Origin of the sequence: Streptomyces poriferorum, assembly GCF_019399235.1 — a bacterium.
In the GTDB taxonomy this organism is placed as follows: Bacteria; Actinomycetota; Actinomycetes; order Streptomycetales; family Streptomycetaceae; genus Streptomyces; species Streptomyces poriferorum.
Map to the genome: position 1 here is coordinate 1 of NZ_JAELVH010000169.1, position 17,508 is coordinate 17,508.

The window sequence follows — 17,508 nt, forward strand, 5'->3', positions numbered from 1 at the left end:
GTGTGCGGGGGTGACGGCTCGGCGGCGGTCGCCCCGGGCGGTACGTACGAGGGGACGACCGCCAGGAGGACGTGGGCGGTGTGCGGGGCGAGCTGCTGCACCAGGCCGCGGGGGCCGTGCAGTGCGTGGGTGTCGGCGGTGGAGTCGACGACGAGGACCACGGCGTCGAAGTCGCCGCCCGCGACGTTGTACGCGTAGCGGTCCCCCGGGCCGTCGGCCGGGTCGTCGTGGGCGGGGAAGACCAGCCGGGTGCGTATCGCATAGCCGGGGTCGTCCACGGCGAGGACCGGGGAGCGGGTCGTGGTCGAGTAGCGGACCTCGGCGCCGGTGCGCTCCTCCAGAGCGGTGCCCAGGCGCAGCGGCGCGTACATCAGCTCCTCGAAACCGAGGACCAGGACCTTGCGGGGGTGCTCGCCCAGGGCTGCCGCGATGCGGTCCGCCATGGCGGGGAGAGCGGGCTCCAGGAGGGCGCGGTGTGCGGCGGTGAAGCCGTGCCGGCCGCCGTCGGGCACTCCGGCGGGCCACTGGAGGTCGATCCGGGTGTGGGGGCGGGGAAGGATGCACAGAGGCTCGGGCCTTTCGCCGGGCCACCCCACGCGGGGCTGCGCAGCCGCCTGGGCCGCTTCCTGCTCTGCGACCAGCGCCTGCCCCTTCTCCAGGACACCCTCCGGGAGGCGGACCGTGCCCGTGTTCCTCGCCACCAGGTCGACCCGGGCGTCGATCTCCTCGGCGAACTCGGCAAGCCGCCCCTGGTCGGCCGGTGAGCGCATGTCGACCAGGGCCACGATGACGTACCGCTTGCGGGGGTAGCGCTCGTGCAGGGCGCGGATGGTGTTGAGGACGGTGTTGCCGGTGGAGAACTCGTCGTCGACGAGGACGAGGGCCGCGCCCGCCTCACCGCCCCGTTCGGCTGCCAGCAGGTCCGGGTCCTCCGGCAGCAGCAGGTGCGAGGTGGCGTGCGAGTGCGACTCCTCGAAGCCGCCCGCGCGCGCCACGCCCTCGACGGGGCGTCGCGTCGAGTGGAGGTAGGCGGCCGGTCCGAGCCCGTCGGCGACGGCGTGACCGAGGCCGGTGGCCGTCTCCGCGTAGCCCAGCACGACCGCGTGCCGTGCGCCGTCCTCGCCGAGCAGTTCGCGCACCCGGCGGCCGAGCTCGACGCCTGCGCCGTAGACGACCGAGGGGCGCTGCGGCACGTGCTTGCCGAGGACGTTGGACACGAGCAGGTGTGCTCGCTTGGGGTTGCGCCGCAGGGCGAGGCCCAGCAGCTCACGGAGCTCCCCGTCGCCCACCAGCTCGACGCCCAGTCGTTCCGCGACCCAGCTACCCGACCACACCACGTTCGCCGCTTCCTTCCGTTGGCCTGTCACGACGCGCCCGCTCATCCGGACCCGTCGTCTGTCCTGCGCGCCCGCTCACCCGGACCCATCGTCCGTCACACGCACCCGCGCGCCCGGACCCGTCCATCAAGCATCACCCGCGCACCCGCGCACCCGCGCACCCGCACCGTTCATTCCGCGAGGCTCGCCGCCAGCAGCTCCACGAAGCCGACGTCCGCCTTCGCCACGCCGAAGACCTGTGCCCGACGCAGAGTGCGTTCGGCCCAGGCCCGGTGCGGCCTCACCTCGTTCATCTTGTTCGTGTACGACGAGCGCAGCACCCCGCCGCCGTCGCGCTCCGGCCGCAGGATGTCCTGCGCGTCGCTGAACTCCTCGTGGCTGACCACGGACAGCGCGTGCACGGGCGCGACATGTGACGGGTGGATACAGGTCTTGCCGAGCAGGCCGTTGGCCCGGTCCAGCTCGATCTCCCGCAGCAGTCCGTCCAGGTCGTGCTCGATCAGGGCCGTACGAAGCTCCTCCGCCCGGCCCTCCAGGAAGGGGCTGCGGCGCAGCTGTGGCTTGAACATGCGCTCCTGGAGCCGGAAGTACTCCCAGACGGGGCCGGTGATGGTGAAGCCCGTCCCGTCCGCCCGGCCCAGCACGTTGACGACGTCGGCGATGACGTCGCCGACGATCCGGACGTCGTACGCCGTCATGTCGGGCGGGCGTCGCAGTCCGTACGCCGAGCAGAAGTCGGTGACGCCGAGGCGCAGCGCGAGCACCCGGTCACGGTAGGTGTCGACGGTGTCGGCGATCTTACGGAGGGATTCCTGGCGGGTTTCCAGATGGAGCAGTTCGGGGGATTCGAGCACGGGCATGGCGAAGAGCCGCTGTCCGGCCGCGGACTCGGCCTTGGTGAGCGCTTCCATGAACGGAACGCCGCGCTCTTGCGTGAACTTGGGAAGTACAAAACCGGACAACAATCGGACGGATGCTCCGAGCCGGCGCGCGAGGTCCGTGATCTGGTGCGGTTCGCGGACGCGGATGAACAGCAGCGGGAGCTCGCCGCCCCGATCCGCAAGGTCGGCGAACTGCCTGACCAGATTCTCCTCGGCGCCCGGCACCTCGGAGTCGTCGATTGAATCCTCCAGGCACAACACCATGGAGACGACGCCCCGGCAGGCCTGCTTGATGACGTCGTCGGCCAGCCGGGGACGGGTGGCGGGGCTGTAGAGCGTGGCCCCCAGAGCTGCCGCGAGGACGGGGGCCGGGGAGCCGGCGTCGAAGTCGCACGGTTCACGGAAGAACAGATCGCACCTCGTAGCGGGCGCGATATGCCCGAAATGACGCATGTGATTCCCCCCGTACTACCTGACCGACCGGACAACGTGTGGCCGGTAATAGTACGTACGGACGGGTGTCAGCAGTTCCCGGCACACGTGAATTCCGGGTAACTCGTCCATTTAGCGATGGTTCCCAAGGGTGCGGACCGGCTCGTTCCGTCTTTCCCGCACGACACGGCTCGCGACCCCCGCGTTGTCCGCACGGGCAGCCAGCAGGCAGGATGACCGGCATGACGCACGCGATGGTGAAAGGCTCGAACGTCCCCCTCGACGCCATGGCCGTACGGGCCGTGCTGCGCTGGACCCCGGGCACCGGGGTTCCCGATGTGGACGCCTCGGCCCTGCTGCTCGGTGTCGGCGGCCGCGTGCGCTCCGACGAGGACTTCGTCTTCTACAACCAGCCCCGTCACCCGTCCGGCCTGGTACGACGGCTGCCTAAGCGGAGTCTGCCCGAGGGGCTGACGGACACCATCGAGGCCGACCTGACCGCGCTCGACCCCTCGGTCGACCAGGTCGTCATCGCCGCGTCCTCCGACGGGGCCGCCTTTGAGCACGTGCGCGATCTGCGCATCCTGCTCTACGACGCCGCGGCGTCGNACCGGCGCGGCGATGGCTGGAAATTCCGGGCCGTGGGACAGGGGTACCCGACCGGCCTCATCGGTCTCGCGACCGCGTTCGGCATCTCGGTGGACGAGTCGGAGGCCGTCGCCGGGCCCGACCCCACGCCGCCCGCCCCCGCGTTCCCGCCGGCGCCCGGACCCGACGCGCAGGCCACGGTCCAGCACCAGCAGCCCTCGTACGGCTACCCGCAGCCCACTGTGGCCCCTGCGGCGCCCGTCCCCGGCCCTGCCTACGGCTACCCTCAGCCGGCGTCCGTGCAGCCCGCCTACGGCTACCCGCAGCCCGCGGCGGCGGCAGCGCACGCGCCGGACCCGAACTTCGTCCTGCCACCGCAGGGGCCGCAGTTCATACGGCCCTGACCCGACGTCCGGACGGGCGCTCCTCACCCGACGCCCGGACGGACGCCCCTCACCCGCGTCAGCAAGCCTGCGGGGCACCACGCCTACGCCCGGGTCTTGTAGCCGCGTCCCCACTGCATGCCGTACCCGTACAGCCGGTCCAGCTCCGACTGGAAGCCGTACACGAACTTCACCTCGCGCCGCACGGTCAGCTCACCCTTCTCGTTCTCCACGGTGAACACCGCGCACGATCGGGCCTGCGGGGCCCGTTCGTCCAGCTCGATCTCGATGCGCGGCCCGTTGCCCGGGTAGAGCGTCACCTTCGCGTGCGTACGGTCGAAGGCGGGCGTCTGGTCGTAGATGTAGACGAAGAACAGCATCCGCTTGATCTGGTCGCGCTGGTCGAGGTTGACGTAGACGGTCTCCCCCGACGGCGCCCCGAAGCGGTCGTCGCCGCTGAGCCTGATGTACGGCGGCCCGTTGAGATCACCGATCAGATTTCCGAGCGGCTGCACCACTCCCTTGGTGCCGTCCGTCAGCTCGTACATGCAGCCCAGGTCCAGGTCGACGTTGACCACTCCCTGAGTGTGCGCCTGGACGACATCGGGCTGGAAGAGCTTCAGCGGCCGCAGCAGCCGGCCGCTCTGCCGTGACCGGCCCTCGATGTCGGACGAACGCATCTGCCAGGAGAGGTTGACCCGGAGGTTGCCGGTCAGCGCACCCTGTTTGGTCAGCGAGACCGTGGCGTGCCGCCTGGAGAGCACGATGGAGTTGCTGGCCGCACTGCCCGACTCGAACTGAGCTTCCCGCCCCGGCCACAGGCTGTTCCAGAACGCCATCCCGAACCCCCACACATGTCGGCCCCACCGGTCGCACGCGGCACGTGCGACGCACGCACCGCAACGGGGCGGCTCCGGGCCGGATCCGGGTGTTCCCGGAACCGTTGCCGTACGAGCCGCCCCGCAGAGAGCGTTCCTCATTCCCTACCGGGTCACACCCCGGCGGAGACTTCCGTACTGCCTTCGCCTCCATCGGCCTCGATCGCCTTGTTGCGCCGGACCGAGGACCAGAAGGACCAGCCGATCAGGATGACGCCGACCGAACCGGTGATGAGCTCGTTGATCTCGTACTGGATCGTGACGAGCAGGATGACGGCCAGAGCGCCGATCGCGTAGTGCGCGCCGTGCTCCAGGTAGACGTAGTCGTCCAGGGTGCCCTGGCGGACCAGGTAGACCGTGAGCGAACGGACGTACATGGCGCCGATACCGAGACCCAGGGCCATCAGCACGATCTCGTTGGTGATGGCGAAGGCGCCGATGACACCGTCGAACGAGAAGGACGCGTCGAGCACTTCCAGGTAGAGGAACATAAAGAACGCGGCCTTGCCGGAGAGCGCGATCGCGGAGACCTTCTTGCCCGCGCGCTTGGCCTCTTCCTCCGCCTCGTGCTCGCGTTCCTCCTCCTCCTCGAGCTTGTTCTCGAAGTAGCCGGAGAGACCGCCGACGATGAGGTACGTGATCAGACCCGCGATGCCCGCGAGCATGACCGTCTCGGCCTTGTCCGCGTGTCCGCCGCCGTGCTGGTGTGCCTGGGTCGCGAAGGTCATGGCCGAGATCAGCAGGACGATCAGCGCGATGCAGACCGACAGCATGTCGACCTTGCCGAGCTTGGCGAGCGGGCGCTCGATCCAGCGCAACCACTGGATGTCACGGTCCTCGAAGATGAAGTCGAGGAAGATCATGAGCAGGAACATGCCACCGAACGAAGCGATCGCCGGGTGGGCGTCGGTGACGAGTTCCTTGTACTGGTCCGGGTCGTTGAAGGAGAGATCGATCGCCTCGATCGGTCCCAGCCCTGCGGTGACGGCCACGATCACGACGGGGAATACCAGCCGCATACCGAAGACCGCGATGAGCACACCGATCGTGAGGAAGATCTTCTGCCAGAAGGCACTCATCTTCTTCAGGATTCCGGCGTTGATCACCGCATTGTCGAAGGACAGCGAGATCTCCAGGACGGAAAGGATCGCCACCACTCCGAAGGCTTCCCACCCCCCGTAGAACCACGCTGCGACCAGACCGATCGCGGTAATCGCGAACGACCAGCCGAAGGTTTTCAGAAGCACTGGCTACCCCATCATGTGTGTAACGGGTCTCCCCCGAAGAGCACGGGGCTCCCCCGCGCCGTGCGCGGCTTTACGAAACGTTGACCCCGAAGTCTAGAGCGATGCCCCGCAGCCCCGACGCGTACCCCTGTCCTACTGCACGGAACTTCCACTCACCGTTGTAGCGGTACAGCTCACCGAAGATCATCGCGGTCTCCGTAGAAGCGTCTTCACTGAGGTCGTAACGCGCGAGCTCCTGACCGTCGGCCTGGTTGACCACGCGGATGAACGCATTGCTGACCTGGCCGAACGTCTGCCCGCGATTGTCGGCCTCATGGATGGAGACCGGAAAAACGATCTTGTCGCAGTGGGCTGGCACCTCGTTGAGATTCACGATGACCGACTCGTCGTCGCCCTCGCCCTCACCCGTGAGGTTGTCGCCGGTGTGCTCGACGGAGCCATCGGGGCTCGTGAGGTTGTTGTAGAACACGAACCATTCGTCGCCGAGCACCCGGCCCGACTGGCACAGAAGTGCGCTGGCGTCGAGGTCGAAGTCCGCCCCCGTCGTGGATCGTGCGTCCCAGCCCAGTCCGATGAGCACCTGGGTGAGATTGGGTGCGGCCTTGGAGAGGGAGACATTGCCTCCCTTGGCGAGCGTGACGCCCATGGTGTGTCCTCCCCGAGTCGATGAACCGGTGAATCCGTCTGTTGAGCGCGTCCGGCGCCGCACAGGGTGCGGCGCCGGACGGACATGCTGGAGGCGTGTCCGGGGCCACGGCCCCGGACTGCCGGTCAGAGCCTCTCGCCCTAGACGTTGACGCCGAAGTCCTGCGCGATGCCGCGCAGACCCGACGCGTAGCCCTGGCCGATGGCGCGGAACTTCCACTCCGCACCGTTGCGGTACAGCTCGCCGAAGACCATGGCGGTCTCCGTCGAGGCGTCCTCGCTGAGGTCGTAGCGCGCGAGCTCGGTGTTGTCGGCCTGGTTGACCACGCGGATGTACGCGTTGCGCACCTGGCCGAAGCTCTGCTGGCGGGACTCGGCCTCGTAGATCGAGACCGGGAAGACGATCTTGTCGACGTCGGCCGGGACACCGGCCAGGTTCACCTTGATGACCTCGTCGTCGCCCTCGCCCTCACCGGTGAGGTTGTCACCGGTGTGCTCGACAGAGCCGTCGGGGCTCTTGAGGTTGTTGAAGAAGACGAAGTTGCCGTCGTTGCCCACCTTGCCCTCGGCGTTCGTCAACAGGGCGCTGGCGTCGAGGTCGAAGTCTCCGCCGGTGGTGGTACGAGCGTCCCAGCCCAGACCCACGATGACCGCGGTCAGGTTGGGCGCGGCCTTGGTCAGCGAGACGTTGCCGCCCTTGCTGAGGCTGACTCCCACGAGTCCTCCCATTGGTTTCTTTGGGGGCCGGCCGGTGCCGGCGCCTCCACGTCGTGTTGGCATCCGATCAACGAGTGGATCCTAGTGACCGGTTCCCGGCCAAAACAGGCTTTTGGCCGGGGGCGCGGCGAGATCCACCGGATCACGGATCAGAGGGCGCCGAGCGCCTTGATGTACTCGTTGAGGTCGCGCGCGTCGGGCAGGCCGTTGACGACCGTCCAGCGCACCACGCCCTCCTTGTCGATGACGAAGGTCCCGCGCACCGCACAGCCCTTGTCCTCGTCGAAGACTCCGTACGCGCGCGAGGTCTCGCCGTGCGGCCAGAAGTCCGAGACGAGCGGGTACTCGAGGCCCTCCTGCTCGGCGAAGACGCGCAGCGTGTGGATGGAGTCGTTGGAGACGGCGATCAGCTGTGTGTCGTCGTTCTCGAAGGTGGGCAGCTCGTCGCGGAGCGCGCAGAGCTCGCCCGTGCACACGCCGGTGAAGGCGAACGGGTAGAACAGCAGCACCACGTTCTTCTCACCACGGAAGTCGGAGAGCTTCACGGTCCGGCCGTGGTTGTCCTTCAGCTCGAAATCCGGGGCCTTGGTGCCGACCTCGATCGCCATGAAAACGCGTCCCTTCGCTACGTCACCGGGCTGGGCTGTCCGGGTGACTCCCACCCTACGCAGAGCCGCCGGGCGGCCGTGCGGCACCCGGGAAAGCTTCCTGCGGACGTGCGGGGGCAATGTGCGGGGAACGGACGTGCTGGGAATGTACGAAGGCCCCCGACGGCGTGATGCCGTCGGGGGCCTTCAGGGGCGAGTGCGGTTCAGCGCTTGGTCTTGGCCGCCTTCGGCGTGACCAGACGGCTGCCCGTCCAGTCCTTGCCCGCACTGATGCTCTTGGTCTGTGCGAGACCGGCTGTCTGGGCAGCCTCGTTGATGTCGCTCGGCTCGACGTATCCGTCACGGCCGGTCTTGGGCGTCATCAGCCAGACCGTACCGCCGTCCTCGAGCAGACCAATGGCATCCACCAGCGCGTCCGTAAGGTCGCCGTCCTCGTCGCGGAACCAGAGCAGGACGACGTCTGCGACGTCGTCGTACTCCTCATCGACGAGATCCTGGCCGGTAGTGGCCTCAATGCCCTCACGGAGCTCCAGCTCGACGTCGTCGTCGTAGCCGATCTCCTGGACCACCTGTCCGGGCTCGAACCCCAGGCGTGCTGCCGGGTTGGTCCGCTCCTCCGCGTGGTCCGCGGTCGCGCTCACGGGTTGCCTCCTGATCATGTTTCGGAAAATGCTGCAGCCACGCGCGTACGCGGGGCGTTGGCCGTAGTCCACACGGGAGCGGCGGATCGCGCAAGTACCCAGCGTACGAGACCGCCTAAACGGTGACGTTCCATGCCACGTCGCCGCACTGTCGGCGGGTCCCTCACGGGAGCCGGCGCTGCCGTCCACACCCTTTACGTCCTTGAACAGCTTATGCCGTATCGGTCCGGCAAACGGAGTCGAACAGCATTCGGGAACGTTGGGACCCCTTGGGCGTATGGTTGCGGTTTGGCCCGACCCATCCTGCCCGATGGCTCCCGTCCGGCCGTATACCCGCTCCGGCGCGGCCCGTGCACCCGTCCGGGAGACGGCCGGCGCGACGCCTGCGGTTACCTCTCGGTAGAGATGACGTTTGCGCCCTCGCGGTACACGATGGGATGGCGTACGCGCAGACACAGCGGGGGGACGCCTCCGTGACCAGGCCCCGTAGAGCAGCACCGAACAGCGAAGGAACAGCGTGGCTTCCGGATCCGATCGCAACCCGATCATCATTGGCGGCCTTCCGAGTCAGGTCCCGGATTTCGATCCCGAAGAGACCCAGGAATGGCTCGACTCCCTCGACGCCGCCGTCGACGAGCGAGGCCGTGAGCGGGCCCGCTACCTCATGCTCCGGCTCATCGAGCGCGCACGCGAGAAGCGTGTCGCCGTGCCGGAGATGCGCAGCACGGACTACGTGAACACGATCGCCACGAAGGACGAGCCGTTCTTCCCCGGCGACGAGGAGATCGAGCGCAAGGTCCTCAACGCGACCCGCTGGAACGCGGCCGTGATGGTGTCGAGGGCGCAGCGTCCCGGGATCGGCGTCGGCGGTCACATCGCCACGTTCGCGTCCTCGGCCTCGCTGTACGACGTCGGTTTCAACCACTTCTTCCGCGGCAAGGACGACGGCCGGGGCGGCGACCAGATCTTCTTCCAGGGGCACGCCTCTCCCGGGATCTACGCCCGCGCCTTCCTGCTTGACCGGCTGAGCGAGGCGCAGCTCGACGCGTTCCGCCAGGAGAAGTCGAAGGCGCCGAACGGACTGTCCAGCTACCCGCACCCGCGGCTGATGCCGGACTTCTGGGAGTTCCCGACCGTGTCGATGGGTCTCGGCCCGCTCGGTGCGATCTACCAGGCCCGGATGAACCGCTACATGGAGGCGCGCGGCATCGCCGACACCTCCGACTCGCACGTGTGGGCGTATCTCGGTGACGGCGAGATGGACGAGCCGGAGTCGCTCGGCCAGCTCTCCATCGCCGCCCGCGAGGGCCTGGACAACCTGACCTTCGTCGTCAACTGCAACCTGCAGCGCCTCGACGGGCCGGTGCGTGGCAACGGCAAGGTCATCCAGGAGCTGGAGTCGCAGTTCCGCGGCGCCGGGTGGAACGTCATCAAGCTGGTCTGGGACCGCTCCTGGGACCCGCTGCTCGCGCAGGACCGCACGGGCATCCTGGTCAACAAGCTGAACACGACGCCGGACGGCCAGTTCCAGACGTACGCCACCGAAACGGGTGCGTACATCCGTGAGCACTTCTTCGGTGACGACCCGCGGCTGCGCGACATGGTCAAGGACATGTCCGACCAGCAGATCCTGCACCTCGGGCGTGGCGGGCACGACCACAAGAAGGTCTACGCGGCGTACGCGGCGGCCAAGGCCCACAAGGGCCAGCCCACCGTGATCCTGGCGCAGACGGTCAAGGGCTGGACGCTGGGGCCGAACTTCGAGGGCCGCAACGCGACCCACCAGATGAAGAAGCTCACGGCCGAGGACCTCAAGCGTTTCCGGGACCGGCTGCACATCCCGATCGCGGACAAGGACCTGGAGGACGGCAACCCGCCGTACTACCACCCGGGCCGCGACTCGGAGGAGATCCAGTACATGCACGACCGCCGCAAGGGTCTGGGCGGTTACGTCCCGACGCGTGTGGTGCGGGCGAAGCCTCTGGTCCTGCCCGAGGACAAGACGTACGCGACCGCGAAGAAGGGTTCGGGTCAGCAGTCGATCGCCACCACCATGGCGTTCGTCCGCATCCTTAAGGAACTCATGCGGGACAAGGAGATCGGCAAGCGTTTCGTGCTGATCGCGCCCGACGAGTACCGCACCTTCGGCATGGACGCGTTCTTCCCGAGCGCGAAGATCTACAACCCGCTCGGCCAGCAGTACGAGTCGGTGGACCGCGATCTGCTGCTCGCGTACAAGGAGTCGCCGACCGGGCAGATGCTCCACGACGGCATCTCCGAAGCGGGCTGCACGGCCTCCCTGATCGCCGCGGGTTCGGCGTACGCCACGCACGGCGAGCCGCTGATCCCGGTGTACGTCTTCTACTCGATGTTCGGGTTCCAGCGCACCGGTGACCAGTTCTGGCAGATGGCCGACCAGCTCGCGCGCGGCTTCGTGCTGGGCGCGACCGCCGGCCGTACGACGCTGACGGGCGAGGGCCTCCAGCACGCGGACGGCCACTCGCAGCTCCTCGCCTCGACGAACCCGGGCTGTGTCGCGTACGACCCGGCGTTCGGGTTCGAGATCGCGCACATCGTCAAGGACGGCCTGCGCAGGATGTACGGCGAGAACAGTGAGGACGTCTTCTACTACCTCACCGTGTACAACGAGCCGATCCAGCACCCGGCCGAGCCCGCGGACGTGGACGTGGAGGGCATCCTGGCGGGCGTCCACCGCTACAGCCAGGGCGAGAAGGGCGAGATCCCCGCCCAGATCATGGCGTCCGGCGTGGCGGTCCCCTGGGCGGTCGAGGCGCAGCGCATCCTCGCCGACGAGTGGAACGTGAAGGCGGACGTCTGGTCGGCGACCTCCTGGAACGAGCTGCGGCGCGAGGCCGTGGACGTGGAGCGGTACAACCTGCTGCACCCGGAGGAGGAGCAGCGCGTTCCGTACGTGACGCGCAAGCTCTCCGGCGCGCAGGGGCCGTTCGTGGCGGTCTCGGACTGGATGCGGTCCGTGCCGGACCAGATCGCGCGCTGGGTGCCCGGTGCGTACCAGTCGCTGGGTGCGGACGGGTTCGGCTTCGCGGACACGCGCGGGGCGGCTCGCCGGTTCTTCCACATCGACGCTCAGTCGATCGTCCTGGCGGTGCTCACGGAGCTCGCGAAGGAGGGGAAGATCGACCGTTCGGCGCTGAAGACCGCGATCGACCGTTACGACCTCCTGGACGTGACCGCGGCCGACCCCGGTGCGGCCGGCGGCGACGCGTAGGGACACGACGCACGACGCGGGGCGGCCGGACCCGAAGGGGTCCGGCCGCCCCGCGGTGCTGTGTGCGGAGTGCCGTGCGGGGGTGCCGCGCGGGTGCCGCGCGGGTGCCGCGCGGGTCAGTTCTCCCAGATCTTGAAGGCCCGTACCTGGTACGGGGTGCGCGGGGTCCAGGTGCCGCCGCCCGGGTAGGTCTCGAACTCTCCGGTCTCCTCGCACTCCGCCGACTGGTAGGTGGTGACGGGCCGGCCGGTGCGGTTGGCCAGCGACTGGACGGTGGCCCCTGGTTTCAGCGGTACGCAGCTCTCGATGTCGGTGGTGGACAGCTCGTGGACCTGCCGGGTGCCGGTGAAGTCGGGCTTGGCCCAGAGGCAGAGCTGGCCGGCTCGGCAATCCCCGAGCCGCCCGGAGACGGCCCGGACCGGAGCCTGTGGGGACAAGGCCTGCACCCGGGCCTGTGAGGACAGGGCCTGGACCGGAGCCTGTGGGACCAGTGCGGTGGCGGCCAGGGCGGCCGCGACAACGGTCGTACGCATATGAATCAACCCCCGTGCTGATGTGGATCTTCCACACCCACCCTGAGCTGGGCGGCAGCGGTACGGGAAGGGGCCGGGGGCCGGGACCACCCTGATAGGCGACAGCCCCGCCGGAACGTTCCGGCGGGGCTGTTGGACGCGCTGTGTTGACGCCGCGGGGCGCCCACGAGGACTGGTCAGATGTGCCCGACGCCCGCGCCCGCCTCGGCGTTCTCGCCGCGCTTGGTCAGGGTGGCGACCAATGCGGCGATGACCGCGACGATGCCGGCGACCATGAACGCCGTGCTCATGCCCGAGACGAAGGTGTCGTGGGCGACGTTCACGATCTTGCCCGCGACCTCCGGCGGGGTTCCCTCGGCGACCGGCGGCATGCCGACCTTGATCGCGGAGGACGCCTGGTCGAGCTGCTCGGGCGACAGCGGCGGAAGCTGCGCTTCCTTCCAGTTGTCGGGCAGCTTGGAGTCGACGCCGGCTGCCATGATCGCGCCCAGCACCGCCGTACCGAGACTGCCACCGACCTGCATGGCGGCCTGCTGCAGACCTCCGGCGACACCGGAGAGCTCCATCGGGGCGTTGCCCACGATGACCTCGGTGGCGCCGACCATGACCGGCGCGAGGCCGAGACCGAGCAGGGCGAACCAGATCGACATGGTCAGGGTGCTGGTGTCGACGGTCAGCTGGGACATGCCGAACATGGCGACCGCGGTACTCACCATGCCGCCGACGAGCGGAACCCGCGGGCCGAACTTGGTGATCATGGCGCCCGCGAGCGGCGAGGCGACGATCATCATTCCGGTCAGCGGCAGCAGGTGCAGACCGCTGTCGACCGGGCTCAGACCGTGCACGTTCTGGAGGTAGAAGGTGACGAAGAACAGGCCGCCCATGAAGCCGAAGGCCATCAGCACCATCAGGACCGTGCCCGCGGACAGCGGTACGGAGCGGAACATCGCCAGCGGGATCAGCGGTTCCCTGACGCGCTGCTGGACGAGGGCGAACCCGACGAACAGGGCGACGGCGGCAACCAGGAAGCCGACCGTCTTGGTGTCGCCCCAGCCCCACTCCGCGCCCTTGATGAGCGCCCAGATCAGGCAGAACATCGCCGTCGACAGCAGCACGATGCCCGCGATGTCGAAGGAGCGCGGCGCGTTCTCGGCGCGGTGGTCCTTGAGGATCAGCACGCCCATGACGAGGGCGATCACACCGACCGGCACGTTGATGAAGAAGACGGACTGCCAGCTGACGTGCTCGACGAGCACGCCGCCCAGGATCGGGCCGCCCGCGGTCGAGGCGCCGATCACCATGCCCCAGATACCGATCGCCATGTTCAGCTTCTCGGCCGGGAAGGTGGCGCGCAGCAGGCCGAGCGCGGCCGGCATCAGCAGGGCTCCGAAGAGACCCTGAAGCACCCGGAACACGATCACCAGGGCCACGCTGCTGGAGAACCCGATGGCCGCCGACGCCGCGGCGAAGCCGGCGATGCCTATGAGGAAGGTCTGCCGGTGGCCGAACCGGTCACCGAGCTTGCCCGCGGTGATCAGGGAGACGGCGAGTGCGAGCATGTAGCCGTTGGTGATCCACTGGACGTCGGCGAGCGAGGCGCCGAGGTCCTGCTGGATCGCGGGGTTGGCGATCGCGACGATCGTGCCGTCGAGCGCGACCATCATCACGCCGATGGCCACGGAGAAGAGCGTCAGCCAGGGGTGGCCGCGCAGTCCCTTGGCAGGTACGGAGCCGGCGGGGTCCTGGGGCTCCCGCGACGCCTTCTCTAGGGTGGGCTGACTAGTCATACGCGGGAGATTAGTGTCAGTCGCTGACAGTTGACAAACCAATTCACAAGTCAGTAACTGTCACGTAGCTCACACGTAGCTCACGCATAGGCCGAGCTGGACAAAGCAGGGAAAAGAGGACCAGTTCAGTGACCGACGGGCGTCAAGTCGCAGGCCTTCCGACCGGGCTGCGCGAACGCAAGAAGCGACGCACCCGGGACGCGCTGCTCCGTGCCGCCCTCGACCTCTTCACCACTCAGGGTTACGAAGAGACCACCGTCGACGAGATCGTCGACGCCGTCGAGGTCTCCCAGCGCACCTTCTTCCGCTACTTCGCGGGCAAGGAGGCGGTCGTCTTCGCCGTCCAGGACATGGTGGAGTCGCGCTTCATCCTCGAACTGCGTCAACGTCCCGCCACCGAAACCCCTTTCGAGGCCATGCGCCGCGCCGTTCTGTGCGCCTGGAACAGTATCGGAGAGGCCATCGAGGCCCTCGTCCCGGTCGAACTCCACATGCGGACCTATCAGATGATCGAATCGACTCCCTCCCTGCTCGCCGCCCACATGCGGCGCAGCGTCGCCATGGAGGAGCAGATCGCCGGGCTCATCGCCGAGCGCGAGAGCCTGGACCTGGCGCGGGACCCGCGGCCGCGCGTCGCCGTCGCCGCGTTCTGCGGGGTGATGCGGGTGACCGGACAGCTGTGGGGGCGGAGCTGCGACGGCAGCATGGACTCGCTGCGGACGCTGACCGAGACCTACCTGGACCAGTTGGGACCCGCCCTGGCCGGAGACTGGCGTGGGCGTCCCGCCGGAACGGCGCACCTCAACTGAGGTGGCGTGCCGCTCCACCTCAACGGAAGTGGCGTGCGGCACGCCACCTCGACTGAAGTGGTGTGCCGCTCCACCTCGACCGAGGCGGTGTGCCGCACGCCTCAGACACCGGACATGACCGACCTCACAACAGGCGTGCCGCGAGGCCCCGATGGGGCACTCCGACGGCTCCCGGCGCGGCGCAGCGTCGCGCAAGGCCGTACACAGCGTGAGGAAAACAGGGTTTCATTCCCCACGCTCCAGTGATGTGCGTCACCCGCTTAACGACTCCTTACGCGCGTCTCCTAATGTGTGGCGCAGTGACTTCCTTCGACTCCTCCCCCACGCTCACCGCCTGGCGCGCTCTTCTCGCCGTCGCGGTCGTGTTCGTGATGCTGGCGACCACCGGTTGGACCGCCGTGCGTCATCAGCACTCCGACGCGCCACGCACCGTCGCACTCGCTTCGTGGGCCAAGGGGTCGATAGCGGGGCGCGCGCTCCCCGCGGCGGATGCGCCTCCGTACAAGCTGGCGCACTTCTTCGCCGCTCTCACGGACGCGCAGCAGGCCGGTCTGGCCCGCAAGTACCCCCTCGTGGTGGGAAATCTGAACGGCGCCCCGGTCACCCTGCGCTATCAGGCCAACCGGCTGGCGCTGGAACAGGCGCGCACGGCCGAGCAGACCCGGGTGCACGACTCGAGGCTCTCCCCCGACGGGCGCGCCGACGCGCAGCACCGGGTGGACCGCTTCCGGTCGATGCTCGCCGAGGGCCGCCACTTCCTCGCGTTCGACCCGTCGGGCCGGGGCCACGCCGCAGAGGTGTTCGGCGACCTGGACCGGGCCGAGCGGGTCTCGGTGGTCGTGCCGGGCGTCGACACGAACCTGCTGACGCTGGAGCGCACCGGGCGCAAGACGAACGCCGCCCCCGTCGGCATGGCCAAGTCCCTGTACGCGGCCGAGCACTCCGTGCATCCCGGCGTGCGGACCGCGGTGATCGCCTGGGCCGACTACACCGCACCGGCCGGCATCGGCATGGACGCGGCCCTGGGCAACCTCGCCGAGCGCGGGGCCGTCCGGCTCGACGCACTCGTGAAGTCGCTCCCGGGGTCCGCTCCCGTCTCGCTGTTCTGCCACAGCTACGGCTCCGTCCTGTGCGGCGTCGCCGCGAACGAACTGCCCGGCCGGGTGACGGACATCGCGGTCGCCGGAAGCCCCGGCATGCGCGTCGACAACGCCGGTCAGCTGCACACCCGGGCCAACGTCTGGGCGATGCGGGACCGCGACGACTGGATCGAGGACGTGCCGAACCTGGAGTTCGGAGGCCTCGGCCACGGCGCCGATCCGGTGGATCCGGACTTCGGCGCGCGGATCGCGTCGGCGGGCGACGCGATCGGCCACAGCGGCTATTTCGAGCCGGGAACCGAGAGCCTGGGCAACTTCGCCGCGATCGGCGCGGGCGCCTACACCTCCGTGACCTGCGCCCAGTCCGACAGCGGCTGCCACGAACAGATTTCCGGCCACGCGACGGTCTGACCCGCACAAAGACCCGTGCGCACGGGTCTGACGCGCGTAGAGAACCGTGACCGGCCAGGAATTGCGAGGGCCTCCGAGGGGGGACGAGCGGGCAAGTGCCGCATACGATGAGGCACATGGGTGATGTGCTGGCCGGAATTCAAGCCACCTGGGAGTTCGACACCGACTCCGTGCTCATCCGCTTCGAACGGGGTATCCGCACGCCGAGGCTCCTCCAGAGCCTCCGTGAGCGCCGCGTCCCGCATGCGGCGCTGTCGTCGGTGACGCTCACCCCGGGAAAGCGGGGCACGGTGGTGCTGCGTGCGGTCCCGAGACCCGGTGCCGATCCGTTGCTGGAGGCGGCAGCCGGGCAGCTCAAGGACGGCTGCGATCCGTACCGTCTGGTGCTGCCCGCCGAACGGGAGACGCTCGCCGAGTACTACGCGGACGAGCTGCGAGCGCGGCTGGGTCCCGAGGCGGACGAACCCGCCGACCGGTTCCTGGTCGCGGCCCCCGAGGCGCCGATGCGCTTCAAGGCGTACGACGGCAGGGCCAGCTTCGACGGTGACCGGATCTCGTTCCGGTGGTTCTGGACGGGTGCCTCCTCGGAGAAGTGGAAGGCGGGCGACCAGACGTTCCCGGTCACGGAATTGAGCGGGGTCGAGTGGCGTTCGCCCGAGGCCTTCGAGGGCTATCTGCGGCTTGTACCGCGCGGCCTGGCGTCCATGGCTCCGCCCACCGGACCGGCAGCCACCGCCCCCGGGCCGGGCCTGCTGACGAGCGCCGCCCCGAGTACGCAGCCGATGGCGGGGCGTCCGACCCGGGCCGACCAGGACCCTGCCGCGGTGATCTTCGGCCTCGGCTACGGCCCGGTGCACGAGTCGCTGCCCTTCGCCGCGGCCGTCCTTGAATCCGTCCGCAGGAGGCAGTCCACGCCGGTCGTGGCCGCGTTGGCGGGCGCGGGACGCCGGGACCCGGCGGACATCGCGGAGCGGATCCGCCACCTCGGGGAGCTGCACCAGGCGGGCCTGGTGACGGACGAGGAGTTCAGCGCGAAGAAGGCCCAGCTGCTCGCAGAGCTGTAGGGCCTCTCGTTCGGAGTCATACCGCCGTACGAGAAGGGCGGCGGCGGACCGGAACCCCGGTATGACGCCGCCGGGTGGCCTCGCTGCCTACCCTGATCACGCCATGCCGACTTCCTCCCCGACTCCGCCGTCATCGCCGCCGCCCGCTCCCCCGCACCCGCCGGCGGCGATGACGGCGGAGTCGGGGAGGAAGTCGG

General features: G+C 68.9%; 15 protein-coding genes. 5 read left to right on the top strand and 10 right to left on the bottom strand.

The genetic code is table 11. The annotated features are described in order from the left end of the window. Together JGS39_RS26035 and JGS39_RS26040 are read right to left on the bottom strand one after the other, a co-directional pair. On the bottom strand, nucleotides 1-1,382 hold a 1,382-nt coding region (locus JGS39_RS26035), incomplete at its 3' end, for a phosphoribosyltransferase family protein (protein ID WP_219572014.1). A gap of 125 nt (nucleotides 1,383-1,507) precedes the next feature. Next, nucleotides 1,508-2,671 (bottom strand): HpcH/HpaI aldolase/citrate lyase family protein, encoded by a 1,164-nt coding sequence (locus JGS39_RS26040; RefSeq protein WP_219572015.1) that lies wholly within the window; start codon nucleotides 2,669-2,671, stop codon nucleotides 1,508-1,510. 221 nt (nucleotides 2,672-2,892) lie between these two features. On the opposite strand from JGS39_RS26040, the gene JGS39_RS26045 reads away from it, so the two are divergent. Then, on the top strand, nucleotides 2,893-3,642 hold the full coding sequence (locus JGS39_RS26045; RefSeq protein ID WP_219572017.1) for a TerD family protein: 750 nt from the start codon (nucleotides 2,893-2,895) through the stop codon (nucleotides 3,640-3,642). Nucleotides 3,643-3,725: 83 nt separating this feature from the next. On the opposite strand, the gene JGS39_RS26050 is transcribed toward JGS39_RS26045, so the two are convergent. From JGS39_RS26050 to JGS39_RS26075, 6 genes are all read right to left on the bottom strand, one after another. Next, nucleotides 3,726-4,460 (bottom strand): TerD family protein, encoded by a 735-nt coding sequence (locus JGS39_RS26050; RefSeq protein ID WP_219572018.1) that lies wholly within the window; start codon nucleotides 4,458-4,460, stop codon nucleotides 3,726-3,728. Between the two features lie 152 nt (nucleotides 4,461-4,612). Then, entirely contained in the window at nucleotides 4,613-5,746 is a 1,134-nt protein-coding gene (locus JGS39_RS26055) for a DUF475 domain-containing protein (protein ID WP_219572020.1), read from the bottom strand. Nucleotides 5,747-5,816: 70 nt separating this feature from the next. Next, nucleotides 5,817-6,392 (bottom strand): TerD family protein, encoded by a 576-nt coding sequence (locus JGS39_RS26060; protein ID WP_148017459.1) that lies wholly within the window; start codon nucleotides 6,390-6,392, stop codon nucleotides 5,817-5,819. Nucleotides 6,393-6,532: 140 nt separating this feature from the next. Continuing rightward, entirely contained in the window at nucleotides 6,533-7,108 is a 576-nt protein-coding gene (locus JGS39_RS26065) for a TerD family protein (protein ID WP_219572022.1), read from the bottom strand. Between the two features lie 149 nt (nucleotides 7,109-7,257). Beyond that, complete coding sequence (locus JGS39_RS26070; protein ID WP_219572024.1) at nucleotides 7,258-7,716, bottom strand: peroxiredoxin; 459 nt, start codon at nucleotides 7,714-7,716, stop codon at nucleotides 7,258-7,260. A gap of 203 nt (nucleotides 7,717-7,919) precedes the next feature. Then, nucleotides 7,920-8,357, bottom strand: a complete 438-nt coding sequence (locus JGS39_RS26075) for a DUF3052 domain-containing protein (RefSeq protein ID WP_219572026.1) — start codon at nucleotides 8,355-8,357, stop codon at nucleotides 7,920-7,922. A 517-nt stretch (nucleotides 8,358-8,874) separates the two neighbouring features. Between JGS39_RS26075 and aceE the strand changes: the two genes are divergently transcribed. After that, a complete protein-coding gene (gene aceE / locus JGS39_RS26080) occupies nucleotides 8,875-11,607 on the top strand; it encodes a pyruvate dehydrogenase (acetyl-transferring), homodimeric type (RefSeq protein ID WP_219572028.1) in 2,733 nt (910 codons plus the stop codon). A gap of 116 nt (nucleotides 11,608-11,723) precedes the next feature. Here the strand turns inward: aceE and JGS39_RS26085 are convergent, their stop codons facing one another. Together JGS39_RS26085 and JGS39_RS26090 are read right to left on the bottom strand one after the other, a co-directional pair. Next, nucleotides 11,724-12,140 carry a peptidase inhibitor family I36 protein gene (locus tag JGS39_RS26085; protein ID WP_219572030.1) on the bottom strand — a complete coding sequence of 139 codons (417 nt, stop codon included), beginning with the start codon at nucleotides 12,138-12,140 and terminating at the stop codon, nucleotides 11,724-11,726. Between the two features lie 176 nt (nucleotides 12,141-12,316). Beyond that, nucleotides 12,317-13,927 (bottom strand): MFS transporter, encoded by a 1,611-nt coding sequence (locus tag JGS39_RS26090; protein WP_219572031.1) that lies wholly within the window; start codon nucleotides 13,925-13,927, stop codon nucleotides 12,317-12,319. A gap of 128 nt (nucleotides 13,928-14,055) precedes the next feature. Between JGS39_RS26090 and JGS39_RS26095 the strand changes: the two genes are divergently transcribed. The 3 genes from JGS39_RS26095 (at nucleotide 14,056) to JGS39_RS26105 (ending at nucleotide 17,311) form a co-directional block, all read left to right on the top strand. After that, nucleotides 14,056-14,736 carry a TetR family transcriptional regulator gene (locus JGS39_RS26095; protein ID WP_219572032.1) on the top strand — a complete coding sequence of 227 codons (681 nt, stop codon included), beginning with the start codon at nucleotides 14,056-14,058 and terminating at the stop codon, nucleotides 14,734-14,736. Nucleotides 14,737-15,035: 299 nt separating this feature from the next. Next, on the top strand, nucleotides 15,036-16,247 hold the full coding sequence (locus tag JGS39_RS26100; RefSeq protein ID WP_219572033.1) for an alpha/beta hydrolase: 1,212 nt from the start codon (nucleotides 15,036-15,038) through the stop codon (nucleotides 16,245-16,247). A 116-nt stretch (nucleotides 16,248-16,363) separates the two neighbouring features. Then, nucleotides 16,364-17,311 (top strand): DUF4429 domain-containing protein, encoded by a 948-nt coding sequence (locus JGS39_RS26105; RefSeq protein WP_219572034.1) that lies wholly within the window; start codon nucleotides 16,364-16,366, stop codon nucleotides 17,309-17,311. Nucleotides 17,312-17,508 lie beyond the last annotated feature (197 nt).

Bases quoted from the DNA above. Each gene is read 5' to 3' on its own strand.
- JGS39_RS26040 (WP_219572015.1), bottom strand. From the start codon at position 2,671: ATGCGTCATTTCGGGCATATCGCGCCCGCTACGAGGTGCGATCTGTTC.
- JGS39_RS26050 (WP_219572018.1), bottom strand. From the start codon at position 4,460: ATGGCGTTCTGGAACAGCCTGTGGCCGGGGCGGGAAGCTCAGTTCGAG.
- JGS39_RS26060 (WP_148017459.1), bottom strand. From the start codon at position 6,392: ATGGGCGTCACGCTCGCCAAGGGAGGCAATGTCTCCCTCTCCAAGGCC.
- JGS39_RS26070 (WP_219572024.1), bottom strand. From the start codon at position 7,716: ATGGCGATCGAGGTCGGCACCAAGGCCCCGGATTTCGAGCTGAAGGAC.
- JGS39_RS26085 (WP_219572030.1), bottom strand. From the start codon at position 12,140: ATGCGTACGACCGTTGTCGCGGCCGCCCTGGCCGCCACCGCACTGGTC.
- JGS39_RS26090 (WP_219572031.1), bottom strand. From the start codon at position 13,927: ATGACTAGTCAGCCCACCCTAGAGAAGGCGTCGCGGGAGCCCCAGGAC.
- JGS39_RS26105 (WP_219572034.1), top strand. From the start codon at position 16,364: ATGGGTGATGTGCTGGCCGGAATTCAAGCCACCTGGGAGTTCGACACC.